Raw genomic sequence first — 18,713 nt, 5'->3', positions numbered from 1 at the left:
CTCTATCATTCGCAGGCTTCGGCCAGGTGGGCCGGTGATTCCGGGCCCGGTCCCGGGGCTTGCAGGAATGATGGAGCAGAATCCGGCGGCGGGGCGGGCGGAGGCTTAAGTGTCCGTTCGCGCTCGGTGCTGGACCGCGGCCCACCCCGGGGTCAGCTGAGCTCGTCCACCTTGCGCTGCAGCACCGCGCGCTCGGCGGCGTTTCCGCACAGCGCCATGGCCTGCAGGAGTGCGGACCGTGCGTCGTCACACCTGCCGAGCCGGGTGAGCATCTCGCCACGGACCGCGGGAAGCAGGTGCGAGCCCGCCAGTTCTCCCCGTGCGGCCATGGCCTCCACCAGCTCCAGTCCGTCCGCCGGGCCGGAGGCCATCGCGACGGCGACCGCACGGTTGAGTTCGACGACGGGGGAAGGGGCCAGCCGGCCGAGGGCTTCGTAGAGGATGACGATCCGCTGCCAGTCCGTCTCGGCAACCGAATGAGCCACGGCGTGGCACTCAGCGATGGAAGCCTGGAGACCGTACGCACCCAACCCGCGTCCGGATCCCGTGGCCCGGGCCAGCGCCGCACGTCCGCGCAGGATCGCGGCCTGGTCCCACCGCCGTCGGTCCTGGTCTTCCAGAAGCACCGGGCGGCCCGACGCATCGAGCCGGGCCGGGAACCGCGCGGCGGTGAGTTCCATCAGCGCAATCAGCCCGAACACCTCGGGCTCCGGCGAGATGCGCACCAGTACACGGGCCAGTCGGCGGGCTTCGCCGGCCAGGTCCGTGCGGATCCATTCCGCGCCGCCCGAGGCAAACGAGCCCTCCGTGAAGATCAGGTAGATGACGTTGAGCACCGAGCTAAGACGTTCAGCCCGCTCGTGCGGCTCAGGCACCGCGAAAGGCACCTGCGCGGCGGCCAGCGTCTTCTTGGCACGGGTGATGCGTGCCTGGATCGTCGCCACCGGGACCAGGAAAGCCTTGGCAATCTCGTCGCTGCCCAGGCCGCCCACTACGCGTAGCGTCAACGCGATCCGGGCTTCCTTGGCCAGCACCGGATGGCAGGAGATGAACATCAGGGCGAGCACGTCGTCGTCGATCGCATCGGGGTCGAACAAGGTGTCCGCTCCTGGCTCCTCCGCCGCGAGGTCGCTGGCCAGCAGGGCGTACTTTTCGTCCCGTGCCGCCCGCCGGCGGAACGTATCAATCGCACGACGGCGGCCTGTGGTGAGGAGCCAGCCGGCGGGTTCGGCGGGTATCCCGTTGACGGACCAGGAGACGAGTGCTTCGGCGAGTGCCTCCTGGGCGAGATCCTCGGCCAGCGGGAAGTCGCCTGTATAGCGGGCCAGGGCGCCGACGATGCGGGCAGACTCCATCCGCCACACCGCCTCGACGGCGCCCCGCGCCTCAGCACCGCTCATAAACGGTCAGATGTGTCGGTCAGAGCTGCCCGGTCACAGCTGCCCGGTCTGCTCGCGCCAGGCGCGTTCCTTCTGGATCCATTCGTTGTCCTGCGGGAACTCGTCGATGGTGGGCACGCGGCGGATTTCGGTCTTGCGGCCGGCCGTGAGCGGCGCCCGCTTCGCCCACTCGATGGCTTCCTGCTTCGAGGCCACATCGAGGATGTAGAAGCCGCCGAACAGTTCCTTGGTTTCTCCGTAGGGGCCGTCTGTGACCACCGGTGTTTCGCCGGTGAAGTCGACCACAACGCCCTCCTTCGGATCCTCCAGGCCCTCGGCCGCCAGCAGGACGCCGGCGCGGATCAGTTCGTCATTGAACTTGCCCATGGCGTTCATCGCCTCGTCGAAGTCGACGTCCGTGAACTTCGCGAGGGACTCGTCGGTTTCCCGCATGATCAGCATGTACTTGGCCATCTCAATCTTCTCCTTGGTTGTGGAAGGTCGCCCTTCGACCTTCTCATCCATAGGTCGAACGGCGCGAGGCCGGATCGACACAAACCAAAGACCTTTTTTCCAAGTTCCTGAGCGGGCCCGCTGACTCTCGACCGGGGTGCTGTGCGGGTTTACGGTGGTTTCGTCCGATGGACCCCACTCGACCCATCTGACTCCACCTGAAAAGGAGAAGCCATGGCCGGCGAACCAGCGTTCTTTGAAATCGGAGTCGAAGATCCCGAACGGGGCAGGGCGTTCTACGGCGCGCTCTTCGGCTGGGACTTCAGCCCTGGACCGTCCGATGAGGGCGGGTCCATAATCGGCACCCCCGGCACCCCCGGCACCCCCGGCACCCCCGGCATCCCCGGCGGGCTGCACGGCGGCGACAAGGGCGCGGTGCCCTACCTGTTCTTCCGGGTGGACGACATGGATGCCGCCCTGGCCCGGGTGCGTGAACTTGGCGGCTCGGCGGACAGCGCGGAACTGGGTGACGAGGACCCGGCGGAGTACGGAAGATTCAAGCTCTGCAAGGACGATCAGGGCTCAACCTTCGGCCTGCACCAGCCGCCGGCGCCGTAACACGGCTAGTCTGGGCGCATGGAGACACCCACCACCGCGCTCGTAACAGGGGCAACCGCAGGGCTGGGAGCGGAGTTCGCCCGCCAGCTCGCGCAGGAAGGCCACCACATGGTGCTCGTGGCCCGCGACGCCGCCCGGCTCCAGCAGATCGCTGACGAACTCGAGCGTGATTACAGCGTTTCCACTGAGGTGCTGCCCGCCGACCTGACGGACGACGCCGGTGTGGCCGCCGTCGTCGGGCGCCTCACGGACGCGGCGCGGCCGGTTGAGGTCCTGGTGAACAATGCGGGGATCGGGCTGCTGCACTCGTTCGAAAAAAATTCCCTGGAGGACGAGAAAAGACACCTTCGCCTGCACGTGCAGACCCCCATGGAGCTCTGCCATGCTGCGCTGCAGGGGATGCTGGAGCGGCGCTCCGGCAGGATCATCAACGTGGCCAGCGTGTCGGCTTTCGCCAACCGCGGCAGCTACTCGGCTGCGAAAGCCTGGCAGGTCATCTTCAGCCGCTGGGCCAACCTGGCCTACGGACCGAGAGGCGTGCACGTCACGGCACTGTGCCCGGGATTCACGCACACCGAATTCCATGACCGCATGGGCATGGAAAAGTCGGTCGCCCCGCACTGGATGTGGCTGCGGGCGGACTGGGTGGTCCGGGACGGCCTGGCTGACAACGCCCGCGGCAAGGGCGTTTCGATCCCCACCAAACGCTACAAACTGGTGGCCGCCATCTCGCGTGTGCTGCCGGCGCGGTTTACGTCCGGACCGCCGCGGCGTCCGAAGCAGTAGCCCTCCGCGGTGCGCGGATGGCGACCACCACGGCGATGCCGATCACGGCGCCCACAAAAGTCTCCACCGCGCGTTCGGTGACCAGGAGACCCGGGTCCACGGGCGCGGCAAGCTGCGTCATGAGCAGGATCACCGGCGTGAAGAAGACCATGGCCCAGCCGTAGTGCCGCGCCATGAAGAGTTCGGTGGGGAACTGGAATGCGACCACCAGCAGCGCCAGCACGGCGGCAGTGTGGCCGGGGAAATACTGCAGCGGGGACAACGGCCCAGGAAAGAGTACGACGGCGACCAACGCCAAACCGACGAACGTCCCCACGATGCGGTGGATCCCGCGGTGGACGCGGCTGGGCAGGTCGGCCCCCGCGAGCGGGACGGCGGCCGCGGCCATGGCCCAGTGCGGGTGGCCGCTGCCGCTCAGGACGCCGCAGGTTCCGGCGGCACCGACGGCCAGGACATAGCGGGCGGCGTGGACCAGCGCGGCCTGCCGGAGTTCACTGCTGGGACGCGGAACATCACGCACGGCGCCCGCCTCCCAGGCCCGGACCCGCAGCCAGCCTGCGAAGCCCACCACGATCGAGAACGCGGCCGAGGCCGCACCGATCAGCACGGCCGTCAGGAACGGCACGCTCGTCGGGACCGAGGCGCAGGCCCCGAGTGCCAGGATGCCGAAGAACGGTCCATTCGGCCTGAGCCGCACTTTGTCGGAGAAAAGGGAACCGGCACCGGCCAGCACGGCCTCCACGAGCACCAGCCACCAGGAGTGGAGGTGGTTGACGGACAGGAACACGCCCACCGTGATGCCGCTGATCAGGACCACTGCCGCCTGCGCCTGGTGCTTGAGTCGAAGCTGGTGGGATTCCGAGCGTCCGTACATGCCGGTCAGGGCACCGAACACTGCGTACATCGTCAGCTCGGGACGGCCGATGGCCAGGAGTACCAGGGAGGGCACTGCCACGCTGAGGGCAACCCGAACGGCCGAGAGCCGGTCGTTGTTCGCCGGGCCCAGGGCGTGCAGCGTGCGGGCATGGGCCATGACTCTGCGCACAGCCAACACCACCTATTCTTCAAGCCCTTGTTCGAAAATTAGCAGAAGCCCGGAATGCTGGCCATTAGCTGGGTCACAGGGCGTCGCGTTGGTATGGCCGGAAGGGCGGCGCCGGGCACGGCTAAGGCCCGCCCTGCGTGCTTCCCCCAAGGAAAGCGCGCGGGACGGGCCTTTGAGCGCGGGCTACAAGACGGCCCGGTCAGGCCGGTTTGTTGTTGCGGTGCTTAGACTGTGGTGCCTAGACTCCGGCCGGAACCTTAATGGCCGCGGCATCGGTGACGTCCTGGGATTCGAACGGCATGTCGGCCAGGTCGATCAGCGGGTTCTCATCCTGGGTGGCCACGAGTTCCTTGGCCTCTGCCTGGGTGTCCACGCTGGGCATGGAGCCGGGCAGCGGACGCTTGGCTGATTCCTTCAGGAAGTAGATGGCCACAACCCCGAAGGCTGAGGTCGCCATGAGGTAGTAGGCCGGCATCATGTCATCGCCGGTCGCCGTGATCAGCGCGGCCACGATGAACGGCGTGGTGCCGCCGAAGATGGCAACTGCGAAGTTGTAGGCGATACCCATGGCGCTGTACCTGTTGGCTGTCGGGAACTGTGCGGGCAATGCCGAGGCGAGGTTCGCAACATAGAACGTGACTGGGAACGCGATCAGCGAGAGGCCTGCCAGCGTGGACCAGACGTCACCGACGCCGATCAGCAGGAACGCCGGCGTAGCCAGCACCACGGTGCTGATGGCGCCGATCCAGAGGACCGGCCGGCGGCCGATGCGATCGGACAGCTTGCCCGTCAGCGGGATGCACAAGGCCATGATGACCAGCACGGGGATGGTCAGCAGTGTGCCGTGGACGGGATCGTAGCCCTTGGACTCCGTGAGGTACGTCGGCATGTAGGACGTCAAGGCGTACCCGGCGGTGTTGGCAGCGGCCACAAGGATCATGGCCACGATGAGCGAGCGCCAATAGGCCTTAACGATTCCGACCGGACTCTTGGCGGCGTCCACGTCAGCTGCTGCGGCGGCCTGCCCGATGGATTCCTGGGCATCCAGGGTGGCCTGAAACTGAGGGGATTCCTCGATCTTGTTCCGGAAGTAGATGGCGATGAGGCCCAGCGGGCCTGCAATGAGGAAGGGTATGCGCCAGCCCCATTCCTCCATGGCTGTCTGGCCAAGGGTCAGCTGCAGGACAGAAACCAGCGCCGCACCCAGGGCAAAGCCGAGGTAGCTGCCCATGTCCAGGAAGCTTGCAAAGAATCCACGGCGCTTATCCGGGGCGTATTCGCTCACGAACGTGGTGGCGCCTGCGTATTCACCGCCGGTGGAGAAGCCCTGTACAAGCTTCAGGATTACCAGCAGCGCAGCGGCCCAGATGCCGATCTGGGCGTACCCGGGCAACAGCCCGACGGCGAACGTACTGGCAGCCATAATCATCAGTGTTGCGGCGAGGACCTTTTGCCGCCCGATCTTGTCGCCGAGCCAGCCGAACACAACACCGCCGAGTGGACGGGCAATGAAGGTGGCAGCGAACGTTCCAAGCAGGAACAGCGTCTGGACGGACTTGTCGGCCTCGGGAAGGAAGACAGGTCCCATGGTGGTGATCAGGTAGCCGAATACGCCGACGTCGAACCACTCCATGGTGTTACCCACGATGGTTCCGCCGAGCGCTTTTTTCAGCATGGGCTGGTTTACAACATTCACGTCGGACTCTTTGAGCCGGCGACGCGCAAGGATCTTCGGTTTACGCGCACTTGGCAGTGCGCTATTTGGTACTGCATCGTTGGGTCGGCTGGCGTTGTTCACGCCTGCTGAAGAGTCGGTCGTGCTTCGGTCTGTGGGCATTTGGGCGACTCCTATGGAGGTCATTTGCTTGCGACTTGTAGCTGCCCCGCTCTGGGCAGGCTTTCAATTTTACGCGGATTCCATGGCAAATGAGAGTTTTATACCGTAAAGTGCCTTCCTTAGAGAGGGTTTCCACCGGTTTTCAGGGATTTCTTTTGGCTGCTCTCGCCCCGTCATCATTGGGATTCGGGCGGTTGGGGCCCATCGTTACGGAATCTTTTTGTTCACGACCCCTTTTTTGCGCCATTTTCCCCTGAAACCCGGGGAAAAGTGACAGCCGCCACGGCCGTTCGGGCACCAGTTCCCGGCCGCCACTCGGCCCCATGTACAGGCCGGAAACCGGGGGTTCACAACCGAGCCTGAAACTGCCTATTGTTGATTCATGGGAACACTGATTTTTGAGTAGGCGGACGCCTGCGGCCTGGTACCACCGGCCCCGTCCATGCTGATCTCGTCAGACACACTGATTCTCCTCAGAAAGGTTCCACCAAATGACTGAAAACACTCCCAGCCAGCCCGAATCCGCGCAGGACGATGCCGAAGCCAAGGGCATCCGGGCCGGGCTGACCGAAGCGCAGCGGGCCATGCTGGCCAGCAAATCCAGGGGCGGCGACGCCGGGCTGCAGAGCGTCGGCAAGAACCACAAGCCCACCCATGTCAGCGGCAAGCAGGGCCCGGCAGAGAAGAAGGTCCGCTGGTAAATCCAGCGCCCGGACAGCACGCCAGACCTACCATTGGTAAACACTTCATTTCATTGCGGAAGGAAGAAAAAATGGCTGAAAAACATGCTGAAGCAAGGATCGAACCGGAGGTCGCGGACCATCTCGCGGCAGCCATGGACACCCCGTCCATGCCGGACCCGGCCACCCTTGCGGTGACTGCGGCGATGGCCGGCGAACACCACTGGCCGGACGGCAACGGCAAGCACCGGCACCCCAAGGAGCAGGGTTCAGACCATGGCCGGGCGGGCCATGAGGCTGCAGTCACGGCCGTGCACCGTACCGGCCGCCCGCAGATGCCGCACTCGTCCTAGGAACACCCTCGCTGACGACGCGCATCCGACCTGACGACACACAAACGGTCTGGCGACACCCGAATTCGGGTGTCGCCAGACCTTTTGCGTGTCCCAGGAAAATTTGCGCGTCGCCAACGCAGCGTCGCTAACCCTCCGGCACCACTTCGTCGGCGTTCTTGTCCAGCCGCCAGCCCCGCCACACCGGATGCCTGAGCTTGCCGCTGCCCGTCCATTCCCCGAAAGTCACCTCACCGACCAGCCGTGGCGTCACCCAGTGGGCGTCCGAGGCATCCACGCGGGGAACGTCGTCGAACGGTGACGTCTTGCGCGCCAGATCGTCCACTTTCTGGCGGAGTTCGTGCAGTTCGCGCATGCTGAACCCGCTGCCCACCCGGCCCACATACCGCAGCTTGTTGCCGTCGGGGATGCCCAACAGCAGCGAACCTACCGAACCCTGCCGCCCGCCTTTGCCCGGCCGCCAACCGCCCACCACCACTTCCTGGGTCTGCTCCAGCTTGATCTTGATCCACGTCCGGGTCCGCTGCCCGCTGACGTAGCGGCTGTCGGTCCGCTTGGCCATCACGCCCTCGAGCCCCAACTCCTGCGCACTCTCCAGGATGTGCTCGATCCTCTCGTCCAGGACGGCGGACAGCTCCACGGGACACTCCGACGGGTGATGGAACTCCTCCAGCCGCAGCCGCCGCTTCACGAAAGGCAGCCGGCGAAGGTCCTCGCTGCCGTCGGACAGCAGGTCAAAAAGCATCAGCCGGACAGGGATTGCTGCGCGGGCCTTGGCGACGTCGGCCGGCCGGGACAGTTTCATGCGTCCCTGGAGCAGCCCGAAATCGGGTCTGCCGGAAGGCCCGACGGCGATAATCTCACCGTCGGCGACGAACGGGCCCGCCGGCCAGCAGGCCCGGTCCTTCAGCTCGGGGTAGGTTGCGGTGACGTCTATGCCATTGCGGCTGAAGACACGGACCTTCTCTTCGTCGGCGACCAACAGGGCACGCACGCCGTCCCACTTCAGCTCGAACTGCCAGTCGCTGCCGTGAAGGTCGGCGGCGGTACCGGACGTTGCCATCATGGGACTGAAATCTTCAGCACGCAGTGGGGAAGGCGCGGCCGCGGCCGGGGAAACGTCCGCGGCAGGCTCAGTCCCGGAAGCGTCCGCCGCCGAATTATCCGCCGCGTCCTCCGCCGGTTCATCCTCCGCCGGAGCCCGCCGCGGATGGAAAGTCTGGTGGTCCTTGTCCATCAGGTGGATGAGCCATTGCCCTTCGGCGTCCCTGCCCTGCCCCCTACCGGTGTGGATGAGGGCGAACTTCTTGGTGCCGCCCAGGCCGCCGCCCTCGGTGCCGGTCAGCGTGGCGATGACCTCCCGGCCGTTGATCCATTTCTCCAGTTCATACGTGCCGTGGTCCCAGATGCTGACTTCCCCGGCGCCGTACTGGCCTTTGGGAATGGTGCCCTCAAACGTGGCGTAGTCCAAGGGGTGGTCCTCGGTCTGGACGGCCAGGTGGTTCTTTTCGCCGGATTCCGGGACGCCCTTCGGCAGGGCCCACGACACCAGCACCCCCTCGTGCTCCAGCCGGAAATCGAAGTGCAGCCTGCTCGCGTGGTGCTCCTGGATCACAAAGGTGTCGCCATTTCCGGAGGCGCCGGAGAACGGTTCCGGCGTCGCGTCCGGGTCCCGCATCGACCGGTACCGCTCCAGGCGGACGTGGGCGCCGCCGTCGTCCGTCTCCCCGTCCAGGGAATCCGGGTGACCGGCACCGCGGGCGACGGCGGCGAACGGGTCCTTGCCCGCCTTGACCCGGCGCAGCACGGCTTTGTAGTCGAGGTGCTCGAGCTTGGGAGACCCGATCTCCTGCCAGGTCCGCGGGGCGGCCACCGTGGGCGTGAGGCGGCCGCGCAGGGAGTACGGCACGATGGTGGTTTTGGCGGCGCTGTTCTGGCTCCAGTCCACCAGGACCTTGCCTGCGCGCAGCGTCTTTTTCATGTCGCTGACGGCGAGATCCGGGTGGTCGGCTTCCAGCGCGCGGGCCAGCTCGTGCGCAAAGTCTGAGATCTGATCGGAGGTCTGCGTTCCGTCAAGGCCCGCGTAGAGGTGGATGCCCTTGCTGCCGCTGGTCACCGGCACCGGTTCCAGGCCTACGTCCTGCAGGATGGCCCGTGCCAGCCTGGCAACCTCGGCGCATTCCTCCAAGCCTGCGCCGTCGCCGGGATCGAGGTCCAGGACCAGGCGGTCTGGATTGAGCTGCTTGCCGTGGGAGTCCACCTGCCACTGGGGGACATGGATTTCCAGCGAATTGATCTGTCCGAACCAGGTGAGCGTGGCGGGATCGTTCACCATCGGGTAATAGATGGTCCGGTCCTTGTGCGTGATGGCGGCGCGGGGGAGCCAGCCCGGCGCTGAATCCTCCAGGTTCTTCTGGAAAAACACCTCGCCGGGATGCCCGGCGGTGCCCACCCCGTTGACCCACCGCTTGCGGGTGGCGGGCCGGTTGGCCGCGGCGGGAATCAGCACGTGGGCCACGGCGGCGTAATAGGCCAGGACATCGGCCTTGGTGGTCCCGGTTTCCGGGTAGATGAGTTTGTCCAGGTTGGTGAGGGTCAGTTCCCGCCCCGCGACCCTGACGCGCTCTTTAGGGCCGGCCATGGGTCTTCACCTCCGGCCCCGCGTGATGTTCACTTGAGGGATGAGAGCCATCTGGAAAGGTGCCATCGCGTTTGGCCTCGTCAACGTGCCCGTGAAGGTCTACAGCGCCACCGAGGACCACGACATCAGCCTCCACCAGGTCCACAATGCCGACGGCGGCCGGATCCGGTATCAGCGCCGCTGCGAGGTGTGCAGCAAAATCATCGACTATTCGGACATCGACAAGGCGTTTGAGGACGAGGGCCGGACGGTGGTCCTGTCCAAGGATGAGCTCAAATCCATCCCGGCAGAGAACAGCCACGAGATCGAGGTGGTCCAGTTTGTTCCGTCGGAGCAGCTGGAACCGATGATGTTCGAGAAGAGCTATTACCTGGAACCGGATTCCAAGTCGCCCAAGGCCTATGTCCTGCTGCGCCGGGCGCTCGAGGATACGGATCGTGTGGCCATCGTCCAGTTCGCCCTGCGCGAGAAGACACGGCTGGGGGCGCTGCGCATCAAGGACGAGGTGCTGGTGCTGCAGTCCCTGCTGTGGCCCGACGAGGTCCGGGACGCCAGCTTCCCTGCGCTGGACACGTCCATCCGGATTTCCGCCCAGGAACGCGAAATGTCCGCCGCCCTCGTGGAGTCCATGGCCGCGGATTTCGAACCCGAGCACTTCACCGATGACTACCAGGTGCAGCTCCGGAAGCTCATCGACGCCAAGCTGGAGAAGGGCGATTCGCTCGATACCGACGAAACGTTCGGCGCCGAAGCGGGTGAGGGCGGCAACGGCGAGGTCATCGACCTGATGGAGGCGCTGAAGCGCAGCCTGGAGCGGAAGCGCGGCGGCGGGAAGCCTGCCGCCTCTGAGGATGCGGACGCGGACGACGCCGGCACAGGAGAAAGTGCCGACAGTCCCGGCGGGAAGGCTCCCGCCAAAGCCGGTGCCAAGACTGCTGGGACGAGGACAACGAGCGCCACGACGGCTGCGGCGAAGTCCTCCGAAACCAAAACCGCCGCCGCGAAGCCTGCGGCGAAGGCCACTACCACGCGGGCGCGAAAGGGTGCTTGAGGCGGTCCGCGAAAAAGCGGACCGGGAATGCGTAGACCGCAAGCGTGCTGTGTTGGTGGGGATGGCCGCCGCCTAGGAGTTCCGCAGGGCGGAGATAAGCTCGCTCTTCTTTTTGGCTGAGTAGCCGGTGAGGCCTATTTCCTTGGCTTTGGCCTTGAGTTGCGGGACGGTCCAGTCGTCGTAGTCGCCGGATTTCCCGCCCTTGCGGCCCACCGCGGAGCGGCCTTTCTTGGCGGCCGCGTTCGAGATACGGGCGGCTTTCTGCTTGGACGCGCCGTCCTCGCGCAGTTCCTCGTAGAGTTCAGGATCTTTCAGGCTCGGGTTCTTTTTGCCGGGCATGTCGTCCTCCTTCACCGGGACCGGGAAATCCTGGACGCCGAAGCGCCGTAATGGCTGGTCAGGCTTCCACGCTAATTCCGGGGTTGGGGAAACACAAGGAAACCCTAAGTTTGCTTGCTTCCGCGCCGAGTCCTAGCCCCAGACGCTTTACAGCGCGCCCCGCTGCGGCCACAATGGGTCGCATTGCAGCCCTGTGCAACAGCGTGCTGTCACTCGAAGCCTGTCAAGGAAAAAGCCTGTCAAAGGAGAGGGGCGCCAGCATGAATGACAAAGTGGACGTAGACGAGGCAGACCGGGCTCTGAAGCAAAAGCACCGGGCCATGTGGGCCTCGGGGGACTACCCGGCACTGGCTAGTGAGCTGGTGCAGGATCTCGGGGCCATTCTGGTTGATGCCTGCGGAATCAAGCCGAAACAGCACGTTTTGGACGTGGCTGCCGGCGCCGGCAACGCGGCCATCCCTGCGGCCATGATGGGTGCCCATGTGGTGGCCAGCGACCTCACCCCGGAGTTGTTCGACGCCGGGCGCCGGCAGGCTGCCGATCGCGGCGTCGGGCTTGAATGGGTGGAAGGTGACGCTGAGGCGCTGCCGTTCGAGGACGATTCATTTGACGTGGTCACGTCCTGCCTGGGCGTGATGTTCGCTCCGCACCATCAGGCCGGCGCGGACGAAATTGTGCGGGTGTGCAAACCCGGCGGCACCATCGGCCTGCTCAGCTGGACGCCCGAAGGCTTCATTGGAAGGATGTTTGCCACCATGAAGCCGTTCGCGCCGCCGCCCCCGCCCGGAGCCCAGCCGCCCCCGCTGTGGGGCAGCGAAGACCACGTGCGGGAACTCTTCGGCGACAGGATCACCGATATCCAGGCGAAAAAGCGCACGCTGGCCATCCGCAGTTTCCACCAGCCGGAGGACTTCCTGCGGTACTTCAAGTCCCACTACGGTCCCACCATTTCGGTCTACAAGTTCATCGGCGACGACCAGGACAAGGCACAGGCCCTGGACAAAGCCCTGACCGAACTGGCTGATTCGTTTGGGGAGGCCCACGGTGATGCCGTATGGCAAATGGACTGGGAATATCTGCTGTTGACCGCCAAGGAGGCCCGGTAGTGCCCGTGAACCTCGTGGCCACATCCACCATCACCATTGATGCTCCGGCGGAGCGCGTCTGGAAGGTAATCACCGATCCGGCCGCCGTGAAGGAATTTATGTTCGGCGCGGACCTGGAAACCGACTGGACGGAAGGTAGCCCCATCGCGTGGCGCGGCGAGTGGGAAGGCAAGCCCTACGAAGATAAGGGCAAGATCCTCGAGGTAGATCCCGGCCGCAAGCTGGTCCACACGCACTTCAGTCCGCTGGGCGGCGAAGAGGACAAGCCGGAAAATTACCACACGCTCACCTGGACCCTCGAGGACCAGGACGGTGCAACAACGCTCACGCTCTCACAGGACAACAACGCCAACGAAGACGCGGCGGAGCACTCCAAGAGCATGTGGGACATGCTCGTGGCGGACGTCAAGAAGATCGCCGAACGCGGGTAAGTAGCCCAACTGGGTAGCAGTAACTGTCGTTAAGCGCGTCCGTAACGACACTTGCTGCTACCTAGTTGGGCCAGACGCTTAAGAACCAGCGGCCGCCGTCGTACCTTCCCCAAAGAGGGGACAGGCGCAACGGCGGCCGCCGGCGTGAAGCCGCTACTCGGCGTCGTGATCCGTTTCCAGGATCTGAACCAGACGCGCCAGGGCGTCATCCGCGCCGGTACCTTCGGCGCGGAGCACCACAACGTCGCCGTGGGCGGCACCCAGGCTCATGAGGGACAGGATGCTCGCGGCGTCCATTGCCTCATCGACCGGCTCGCCTTGGCGGGCGATGGTGATGTCCAGGTCGAACTCGCCGGCGGCCTCCGCAAAGATGGCGGCGGGGCGGGCGTGCAGGCCTACTCGGCTGGCGACGGTTGCGGTGCGTTCTGACATTCTTGCTCCTTTTTCTTTCGGCGCCTGTTGGTTCAGCGCCGTGAATCTGTGGTGTGTACGGCCGGGTCAGACGGTTGCGGGAACGGACTCCACGGTAGCAGCGGGTTCGCGGACGGCCCAGCGCTTGAGACCGATCACTGCCAGGGCGGTGACGATGGTTCCAGCCGCGATCGCGACAACGAACATCAGGAAGTTGTCGATGGCGAAGAACACGAAGATTCCTCCGTGAGGGGCCTTGGATCCTACGGCTGCCGCCATGGAGATGGCGCCGGTGACTGCTCCACCCAGCATGCTGGCGGGGATAACGCGGAGCGGGTCGGCGGCGGCGAACGGGATGGCGCCTTCGGAGATGAAGGAAGCTCCCAGGAGCCACGCAGCCTTTCCGTTTTCACGCTCGGCGAGGCTGAAGCGCTTTTTGTCCAGGACGGTTGATGCCAGCGCCATGGCCAGCGGCGGCACCATGCCTGAAGCCATGACGGCGGCCATGATCTGCCACGGAGCCTGGTTGTCCAGCGTTGCGGCACCAAGGCCGGCGACGGCGAAGGCGTAGGCGACCTTGTTGACCGGGCCGCCGAGGTCGAAGCACATCATGAGACCCAGGATGATGCCCAGGGCGATGGCGCTGGCGCCGGTAAGGCCGGACAGCCACGTGTTCAGTCCCGCTGTGAGGGCGACGATCGGGCCACCCAGGATTAGGAACATCAGGCCCGACGCAACCAAAGAGGCGAGCAGCGGGATGATTACCACCGGCATCAGGCCGCGGAGCCAGCGCGGTACGGCCCAGGTTCCAATCACATGGGCGACGTAGCCGGCGAGCAAGCCGCCGACGATGCCGCCGAGGAAGCCTGCACCCATGAATCCAGCTACGGCGCCGGCGACGAAGCCTGGGGCGATCCCGGGCCTGTCAGCGATTGCGTAGGCGATGTAGCCCGCAAGGGCGGGCACCAGGAAGCCCATGGACAGGGCGCCGATCTTGAAGAGCACGGCACCGAGGTAGGCGCCCAGCGGGCCCCACGCGTTGTCAGGGTATTCGGTGGGCAGGTTGAAGATGCTGTTGTCCACCACGATTGCATCGGCGAAATCAGTGATCAGATAGCCACCCATCAGGAAGCCCAGGGCGATCAGCAGGCCGCCACCGGCGACGAACGGGATCATGTAGCTGACGCCCGTGAGCAGGGCCTTCTTCAGCTTCTGGCCGATGTGCTCGCCCTTTTCCATGGCCGCATTATCAGCCTGTTCCTCGGCACCGAAGTGCGGAACCCGGCGTGCGTTCGGGTTGTCAGCCGCGGCGAGAGCCTCTTGGACCATCTTGTCCGGCTCGTCGATGCCGCGTTTGACCGGCGCGTTGATGACGGGCTTGCCGGCGAAGCGTTCCTTGCCCCGGACATCCACGTCCACCGCGAAAATCACGGCGTCGGCGGCGGCGATGACGGAGGGGTCCAGTGGCTTGGCGCCTGAGGAACCCTGGGTCTCCACCTGCAGGTCCACGCCGACTTCCTTGGCCGCGGCGACGAGTGAGTCCGCTGCCATGTAGGTGTGGGCGATGCCGGTGGGGCACGCGGTCACAGCCACCAGGCGCTTCGGCCGGGCCGCAGACCCGGCAGCGGAAGCAGCGGCGCCCGCGCCGGCGGCTGCCTCAGCAGGAGCGGCACCGGACGCAGGAGCGGCAGCGTGCGACGCCGGCTTGTCCGCCAGGGCGCCGTCCACCAGTTCCACGATTTCCTCGCGGGAAGACGCTGCACGCAACGCGGCAGTGAAGTCCTTTTTGATCAGGGACCGGGCCAGCTTGGACAGCAGCTTCAGGTGCTCCTGGTCCGCGCCGTCGGGGGCGGCGATGAAGAAGATCAGGTCCGCGGGGCCGTCCTTGGCGCCGAAGTCAACCTTGGGGTTGAGCCGGGCCATGGCCAGCGTGGGTTCGATGACCGCAGCAGAGCGGCAGTGCGGGATGGCGATGCCGCCGGGGATGCCGGTGGCGGTCTTCTGTTCGCGGGCGAAGGCGTCGGCGAAGAGTCCTTCAACTTCGGACGCGCGGCCGGTGGCAGCTACTTTGCTGGCCAGGTGCCGGATCACGTCCTCGGGCGAGGTGCCCAGGTTCTGGTCGAGCTCGACCAGTTCGGTGGTGATGAGCTGAGTCACTGTCAATCCTTTCGAAGGGCCGTGATGGTTACGGCATCCGGGGTGGTTTGGTGGACTGCCGGGACAGTGGAACCCGGCAGGGAGGCGGCGGCGGCACCGTGTGCCACTGCCTGACGGAGGCAATCGGCCGGGGCGGCGCCCTGGCCGTGTGCGAGCAGATAGCCAGCCAGCGATGAATCGCCCGCGCCGACAGTACTGACCGCGGCGACCGGCGGATGCGTGGCCAGCCACGCGCCGTCGGCCGTTACTAGGACAGCTCCCTTGGATCCGAGAGTTGCCAGCACAGCACCCACACCGGAACGCACGACGGCGGCGGCGGCCGCTGCAGCAGATTCCGGATCCGCTTCAAGTTCGTCTGCGGTAAACGCCGTGGCGAAGCCGGCTGCAGCAGCCAGTTCCGCCAGTTCCTCGGCGTTGGGTTTGAGGAGGTCCGGTTTCCCGGACACACCGTCCTGTGACGTGCCATGCTGTGCCGTGCCGTCCGGCGAGATGCCGGAGACGGCGGCGACGAGCGGGCCGCCGGAGGAGTCGACGGCGATCAGCGGGGCGCCGCCGTTGGCTGCCGCCCGCAATCGCCGCGTGACGGTGGCGTAGAAGTCGGCCGGGAAGCCGGGAGGCAGGGAACCGGCCAGGACCACCCAGCTGGCGCCGCGGGCGCGTTCCAGCAGCAGGCCGATCAGGGCTTCCTGCTGGTCCTCGCTCAGCCGCGGGCCGGGCTCGTTGATCTTGGTGGTCACGCCACCCGGCTCGGTCAGCGCCACGTTGGTTCGCAGCGGCTCGTCGATGGGAAGGGCCGCGAACGGCACGCCATCGTGGAGCAGCCCGGCGAGGACGGGATCACTCGCGGCGCCCGGGAGCACCGCGATGGTCTCCAGGCCGGAGGCAACCAGGGCGCGGGAGACGTTGACGCCCTTGCCGCCGGATTCCTGGCTGACCGAGACGGCGCGCTGGACTTCGCCGCGTTCCAGGGGTCCGGGCAGGGCCACCGTGCGGTCCAGGCTGGGGTTGGCCGTGAAGGTGACGATCACGCGATCACCACGTCGACGCCGGCCTCGGTCAGGGCTGCCGCCAGTTCGGGGCTGGGCTCGCTGTCTGTAATCAAGGTGTCCAGATCTTTCAGGGAGGCGAACTGGACTAGGGTTTCTGCGTCCAGCTTGGAGGAATCGGCCAGCACCACGATGCGGCGTGCCGAATGGACGAAGGCTGCCTTGACGGCGGCTTCTTCAGGATCGGGCGTGCTGAGGCCAAAGGTGGGGTGGATGCCATTGGTGCCGATGAAGGCGATGTCCGGGCGCATCCGCTGCGCGGCCTCCACTGTTGACTGTCCCACGGCGGCCTGGGTGAGGCCGCGCACGCGGCCGCCCAGGATCTGGAGGGCGATTCCGGGAGCGCTGGACAGTTTGGCTGCGATGGGAACGGCGTGGGTGATGACCACCAGTTCGGCTCCAGTTTCGCCGGCGGAAGGTTCGACGGCGGCGCGGCGGGAGAGGAGGTCGGCCAACGCTTCGGTGGTGGAACCGGCGTCGAGCAGGATGCTGCCGGACGAGGCCTGGGGGATCAGGGCCAGTGCAGTCTGCGCGATGCGCATCTTCTGGTCCGGGCGCTGGATGGTCCGTTCGTTGATGCTTTCCTCGGTGGTGCTGAAGCGGTCGGCCGCAACTGCTCCGCCGTGGACCCGCCGCACGGTGCCGGTGGTTTCGAGCGTGGCGAGGTCGCGGCGGACGGTTTCGGTGGTGATGCGGAAGCGCTCCGCCAGCATGGTCACGCTGACCCGGCCCGTGCCCGCGACTAGCTCGGCAATCTTCTGCTGGCGCTCCTCGGCGAACACGTACCCTCCATTGCGTAAAGTGCTGAATCCCAGCGGCTGTGACGTCCAGTGATTGGCATCACATGATGTTGAATTACTTGACTTTATCTTCGCTTATGTTGGTTTGTCAATGGAAACCCACAAGAAACAAAGTCCGCAGGCCGGGTCTTCGCGCGGAACGGAAAAGCCGGGCCGGGCCTGTGTGGTCCGGCCCGGCGTCCGGGTGGTTGTGGAGCCTAGATACCGCCGTCGCGGCTTTCGTTGCGGGTGATGCGCTCGCCGGTGTTGGGATCAACCACCGAACGGGTTTCGCTGACCCGGCGGCTGCGGCCCGGTGAGGCCAGGATGAGGGAGGCGATCAGCCCGATCACGCCAACAGCCATCAGGATGTAGCCAACCATGACCTGGTCTATGAAGGGGATGAGTCCCGGGGCGACGGCCCAGGCCAGGATGGCGCCGAGTGCAATAAGGAAGATGGAGGAACCGATTCTCATGACTTGCTCCTTGTTGTCCGCTGATCTTGGAGGGGCGGTACTACGCGCGGCAGCATCCTGTGCGCCGCACTTGCTAAGCATGCTTTCCAGCGTCAGGCTACCTTACGTGTCCGGTGTTGGGCGGAACGCTGGCCTCAAATCCCGAGTCGTGCCCGGCTCCCCAGTCGATGTGGTGACGGTAGACCCAGTCCGGACGGTGGACCGCAGCCCGTCCGCGCCTATCAGCAGGTGGCCTTCGGCGGACGTGCCGTCGTCGAATCCTGCGGTCACGCCGTCGGGGGTTTCGGTCACGGAGCTGAGCCCCTTTCCGTACAGGATGCGGATGCCCCGACGCGTCGCTTCCGTGCGGAGCAGTCCGTATAGCTCGGAGCGCGTCAGTGTGCGGGCGGTGGTCCCGTCCGGCAGGGCGCCGCCGTACTTGAAGTCGATCAGGTGGCGTCCCGTCGAGCCCAGGTACATGGACATCCGCGGCGTGCTGAACCCCAGCCCTGCCGCGGCGTGCTTCAGCCCAAGGGTGTCCAGGGCGTCGAAGCCGTTGACGGCGACGGTAAGGAAGCCTCCGACGCCGTCCGACGGGCCGCCGTACGCTTCGAAGACAACGGGCGTGTGCCCCGCCTTTTGCAGTGACAGGGCCGTCGCCAGCCCTGCGACGCCGGACCCGATGATGAGGCAGTTCAACATGGCTGTTCTCCTTCTGATTTATTTCGTTCTCCGAACTGCGGGGACTCTCGGCCACCGAGGGCAAGGCGATCGACATTCTGATGCGCTTCGGCCCCCTGACGGCGGGGGAGTTCGGCGAGCGGCCGGGCTTGGCCCCCGCATCCGTGACCGGCCTGATGCGGCGGCTTGAGGCCAAGGGTGTGGCCCGGCGCGTCCGGCATCAGGAGGACAGGCGCAAGGTGCTGATCGAACTGGTGGGTGACCAGGCCTCTGCCGCGGCGCCCTATTTCCTGGATTCATGGGCGGGCTGGCGGCCCTGCTGGAGGGCTACAGCGACGAGCAGTTGCGGACCATCGCCGACTTCTCATCCAAGGCTGCTGCGGTCCAGAAGGATGCGGCCGGGCACCTCGGGTCCGGGGCAGAATAGAGAGCCAAGCACGGCGGGCGGCTTTTCCGGCACATTCG

20 protein-coding genes and 1 pseudogene are annotated in these 18,713 nt (G+C 65.9%); 9 read left to right on the top strand and 12 right to left on the bottom strand.

What is annotated here, in order from left to right:
• Positions 1-152: 152 nt before the first annotated feature.
• Positions 153-1,400, bottom strand: a complete 1,248-nt coding sequence (locus tag NG698_RS14905; RefSeq protein ID WP_252610753.1) for an RNA polymerase sigma factor — start codon at positions 1,398-1,400, stop codon at positions 153-155.
• A 33-nt stretch (positions 1,401-1,433) separates the two neighbouring features.
• Positions 1,434-1,853 (bottom strand): YciI family protein, encoded by a 420-nt coding sequence (locus NG698_RS14900; protein WP_056347932.1) that lies wholly within the window; start codon positions 1,851-1,853, stop codon positions 1,434-1,436.
• A gap of 213 nt (positions 1,854-2,066) precedes the next feature.
• Here NG698_RS14900 and NG698_RS14895 point away from each other — a divergent pair, with 213 nt between their 5' ends.
• Both NG698_RS14895 and NG698_RS14890 read left to right on the top strand, forming a co-directional pair.
• Positions 2,067-2,450: a VOC family protein gene (locus NG698_RS14895; RefSeq protein ID WP_252610751.1), complete on the top strand. Its 384-nt coding sequence runs from the start codon at positions 2,067-2,069 to the stop codon at positions 2,448-2,450.
• Between the two features lie 18 nt (positions 2,451-2,468).
• Positions 2,469-3,236: an SDR family NAD(P)-dependent oxidoreductase gene (locus NG698_RS14890; protein ID WP_252610749.1), complete on the top strand. Its 768-nt coding sequence runs from the start codon at positions 2,469-2,471 to the stop codon at positions 3,234-3,236.
• On the opposite strand, the gene NG698_RS14885 is transcribed toward NG698_RS14890, so the two are convergent.
• Together NG698_RS14885 and NG698_RS14880 are read right to left on the bottom strand one after the other, a co-directional pair.
• Positions 3,202-4,269, bottom strand: a complete 1,068-nt coding sequence (locus NG698_RS14885) for an FUSC family protein (protein WP_252610786.1) — start codon at positions 4,267-4,269, stop codon at positions 3,202-3,204. The two genes, NG698_RS14890 and NG698_RS14885, sit on opposite strands and share 35 nt — an antisense overlap.
• Before the next feature lie 250 nt (positions 4,270-4,519).
• Positions 4,520-6,118: an MFS transporter gene (locus NG698_RS14880; protein WP_252600644.1), complete on the bottom strand. Its 1,599-nt coding sequence runs from the start codon at positions 6,116-6,118 to the stop codon at positions 4,520-4,522.
• A 491-nt stretch (positions 6,119-6,609) separates the two neighbouring features.
• On the opposite strand from NG698_RS14880, the gene NG698_RS14875 reads away from it, so the two are divergent.
• Positions 6,610-6,819: a hypothetical protein gene (locus NG698_RS14875; RefSeq protein WP_252600642.1), complete on the top strand. Its 210-nt coding sequence runs from the start codon at positions 6,610-6,612 to the stop codon at positions 6,817-6,819.
• A gap of 71 nt (positions 6,820-6,890) precedes the next feature.
• Positions 6,891-7,151: a hypothetical protein gene (locus tag NG698_RS14870; protein ID WP_252610747.1), complete on the top strand. Its 261-nt coding sequence runs from the start codon at positions 6,891-6,893 to the stop codon at positions 7,149-7,151.
• Between the two features lie 127 nt (positions 7,152-7,278).
• Here the strand turns inward: NG698_RS14870 and NG698_RS14865 are convergent, their stop codons facing one another.
• The gene (locus NG698_RS14865) at positions 7,279-9,792 is read right to left on the bottom strand and encodes an ATP-dependent DNA ligase (RefSeq protein ID WP_252610745.1); all 2,514 of its coding nucleotides are present in this window, start codon (positions 9,790-9,792) and stop codon (positions 7,279-7,281) included.
• 40 nt (positions 9,793-9,832) lie between these two features.
• Between NG698_RS14865 and ku the strand changes: the two genes are divergently transcribed.
• Positions 9,833-10,843, top strand: coding sequence for a non-homologous end joining protein Ku (gene ku / locus NG698_RS14860; protein ID WP_252610743.1), 1,011 nt, complete (start codon positions 9,833-9,835; stop codon positions 10,841-10,843).
• 72 nt (positions 10,844-10,915) lie between these two features.
• Here ku and NG698_RS14855 read toward each other — a convergent pair whose 3' ends face one another.
• Positions 10,916-11,182 carry a DUF7218 family protein gene (locus NG698_RS14855; RefSeq protein WP_056348983.1) on the bottom strand — a complete coding sequence of 89 codons (267 nt, stop codon included), beginning with the start codon at positions 11,180-11,182 and terminating at the stop codon, positions 10,916-10,918.
• A 260-nt stretch (positions 11,183-11,442) separates the two neighbouring features.
• Here NG698_RS14855 and NG698_RS14850 point away from each other — a divergent pair, with 260 nt between their 5' ends.
• Together NG698_RS14850 and NG698_RS14845 are read left to right on the top strand one after the other, a co-directional pair.
• Positions 11,443-12,288 (top strand): class I SAM-dependent methyltransferase, encoded by an 846-nt coding sequence (locus NG698_RS14850; RefSeq protein ID WP_252600632.1) that lies wholly within the window; start codon positions 11,443-11,445, stop codon positions 12,286-12,288.
• Positions 12,288-12,719: an SRPBCC domain-containing protein gene (locus tag NG698_RS14845; protein WP_252600630.1), complete on the top strand. Its 432-nt coding sequence runs from the start codon at positions 12,288-12,290 to the stop codon at positions 12,717-12,719. Before NG698_RS14850 ends, NG698_RS14845 begins: the two co-directional genes overlap by 1 nt.
• A 153-nt stretch (positions 12,720-12,872) precedes the next feature.
• Here NG698_RS14845 and NG698_RS14840 read toward each other — a convergent pair whose 3' ends face one another.
• The 6 genes from NG698_RS14840 to NG698_RS14815 form a co-directional block, all read right to left on the bottom strand.
• Complete coding sequence (locus tag NG698_RS14840; RefSeq protein ID WP_056348975.1) at positions 12,873-13,151, bottom strand: HPr family phosphocarrier protein; 279 nt, start codon at positions 13,149-13,151, stop codon at positions 12,873-12,875.
• Positions 13,152-13,217: 66 nt separating this feature from the next.
• Positions 13,218-15,287 (bottom strand): PTS fructose transporter subunit IIABC, encoded by a 2,070-nt coding sequence (locus NG698_RS14835; protein ID WP_252610741.1) that lies wholly within the window; start codon positions 15,285-15,287, stop codon positions 13,218-13,220.
• 2 nt (positions 15,288-15,289) lie between these two features.
• Positions 15,290-16,315 (bottom strand): 1-phosphofructokinase family hexose kinase, encoded by a 1,026-nt coding sequence (locus tag NG698_RS14830; RefSeq protein ID WP_252600626.1) that lies wholly within the window; start codon positions 16,313-16,315, stop codon positions 15,290-15,292.
• Entirely contained in the window at positions 16,312-17,115 is an 804-nt protein-coding gene (locus NG698_RS14825; protein WP_252600625.1) for a DeoR/GlpR family DNA-binding transcription regulator, read from the bottom strand. The genes NG698_RS14830 and NG698_RS14825 overlap by 4 nt, the downstream gene beginning before the upstream one ends.
• A 215-nt stretch (positions 17,116-17,330) precedes the next feature.
• Positions 17,331-17,588, bottom strand: a complete 258-nt coding sequence (locus NG698_RS14820) for a DUF6458 family protein (protein WP_056348963.1) — start codon at positions 17,586-17,588, stop codon at positions 17,331-17,333.
• 102 nt (positions 17,589-17,690) lie between these two features.
• Complete coding sequence (locus NG698_RS14815) at positions 17,691-18,269, bottom strand: FAD-dependent oxidoreductase (RefSeq protein WP_252600623.1); 579 nt, start codon at positions 18,267-18,269, stop codon at positions 17,691-17,693.
• A gap of 20 nt (positions 18,270-18,289) precedes the next feature.
• On the opposite strand from NG698_RS14815, the pseudogene NG698_RS21970 reads away from it, so the two are divergent.
• Positions 18,290-18,478, top strand: a pseudogene (locus NG698_RS21970) (MarR family transcriptional regulator); the annotation flags it as partial.
• Positions 18,479-18,546: 68 nt separating this feature from the next.
• Positions 18,547-18,675, top strand: a complete 129-nt coding sequence (locus NG698_RS21685; protein WP_256471108.1) for a hypothetical protein — start codon at positions 18,547-18,549, stop codon at positions 18,673-18,675.
• The last annotated feature ends 38 nt before the right edge of the window (positions 18,676-18,713 follow it).

It is taken from the genome of Pseudarthrobacter raffinosi, assembly GCF_023913735.1.
Lineage (GTDB): Bacteria > Actinomycetota > Actinomycetes > Actinomycetales > Micrococcaceae > Arthrobacter > Arthrobacter raffinosi.
The sequence above is the reverse complement of the archived record's forward strand: the minus strand, read 5'-3'. Positions and strand labels throughout refer to the sequence as shown.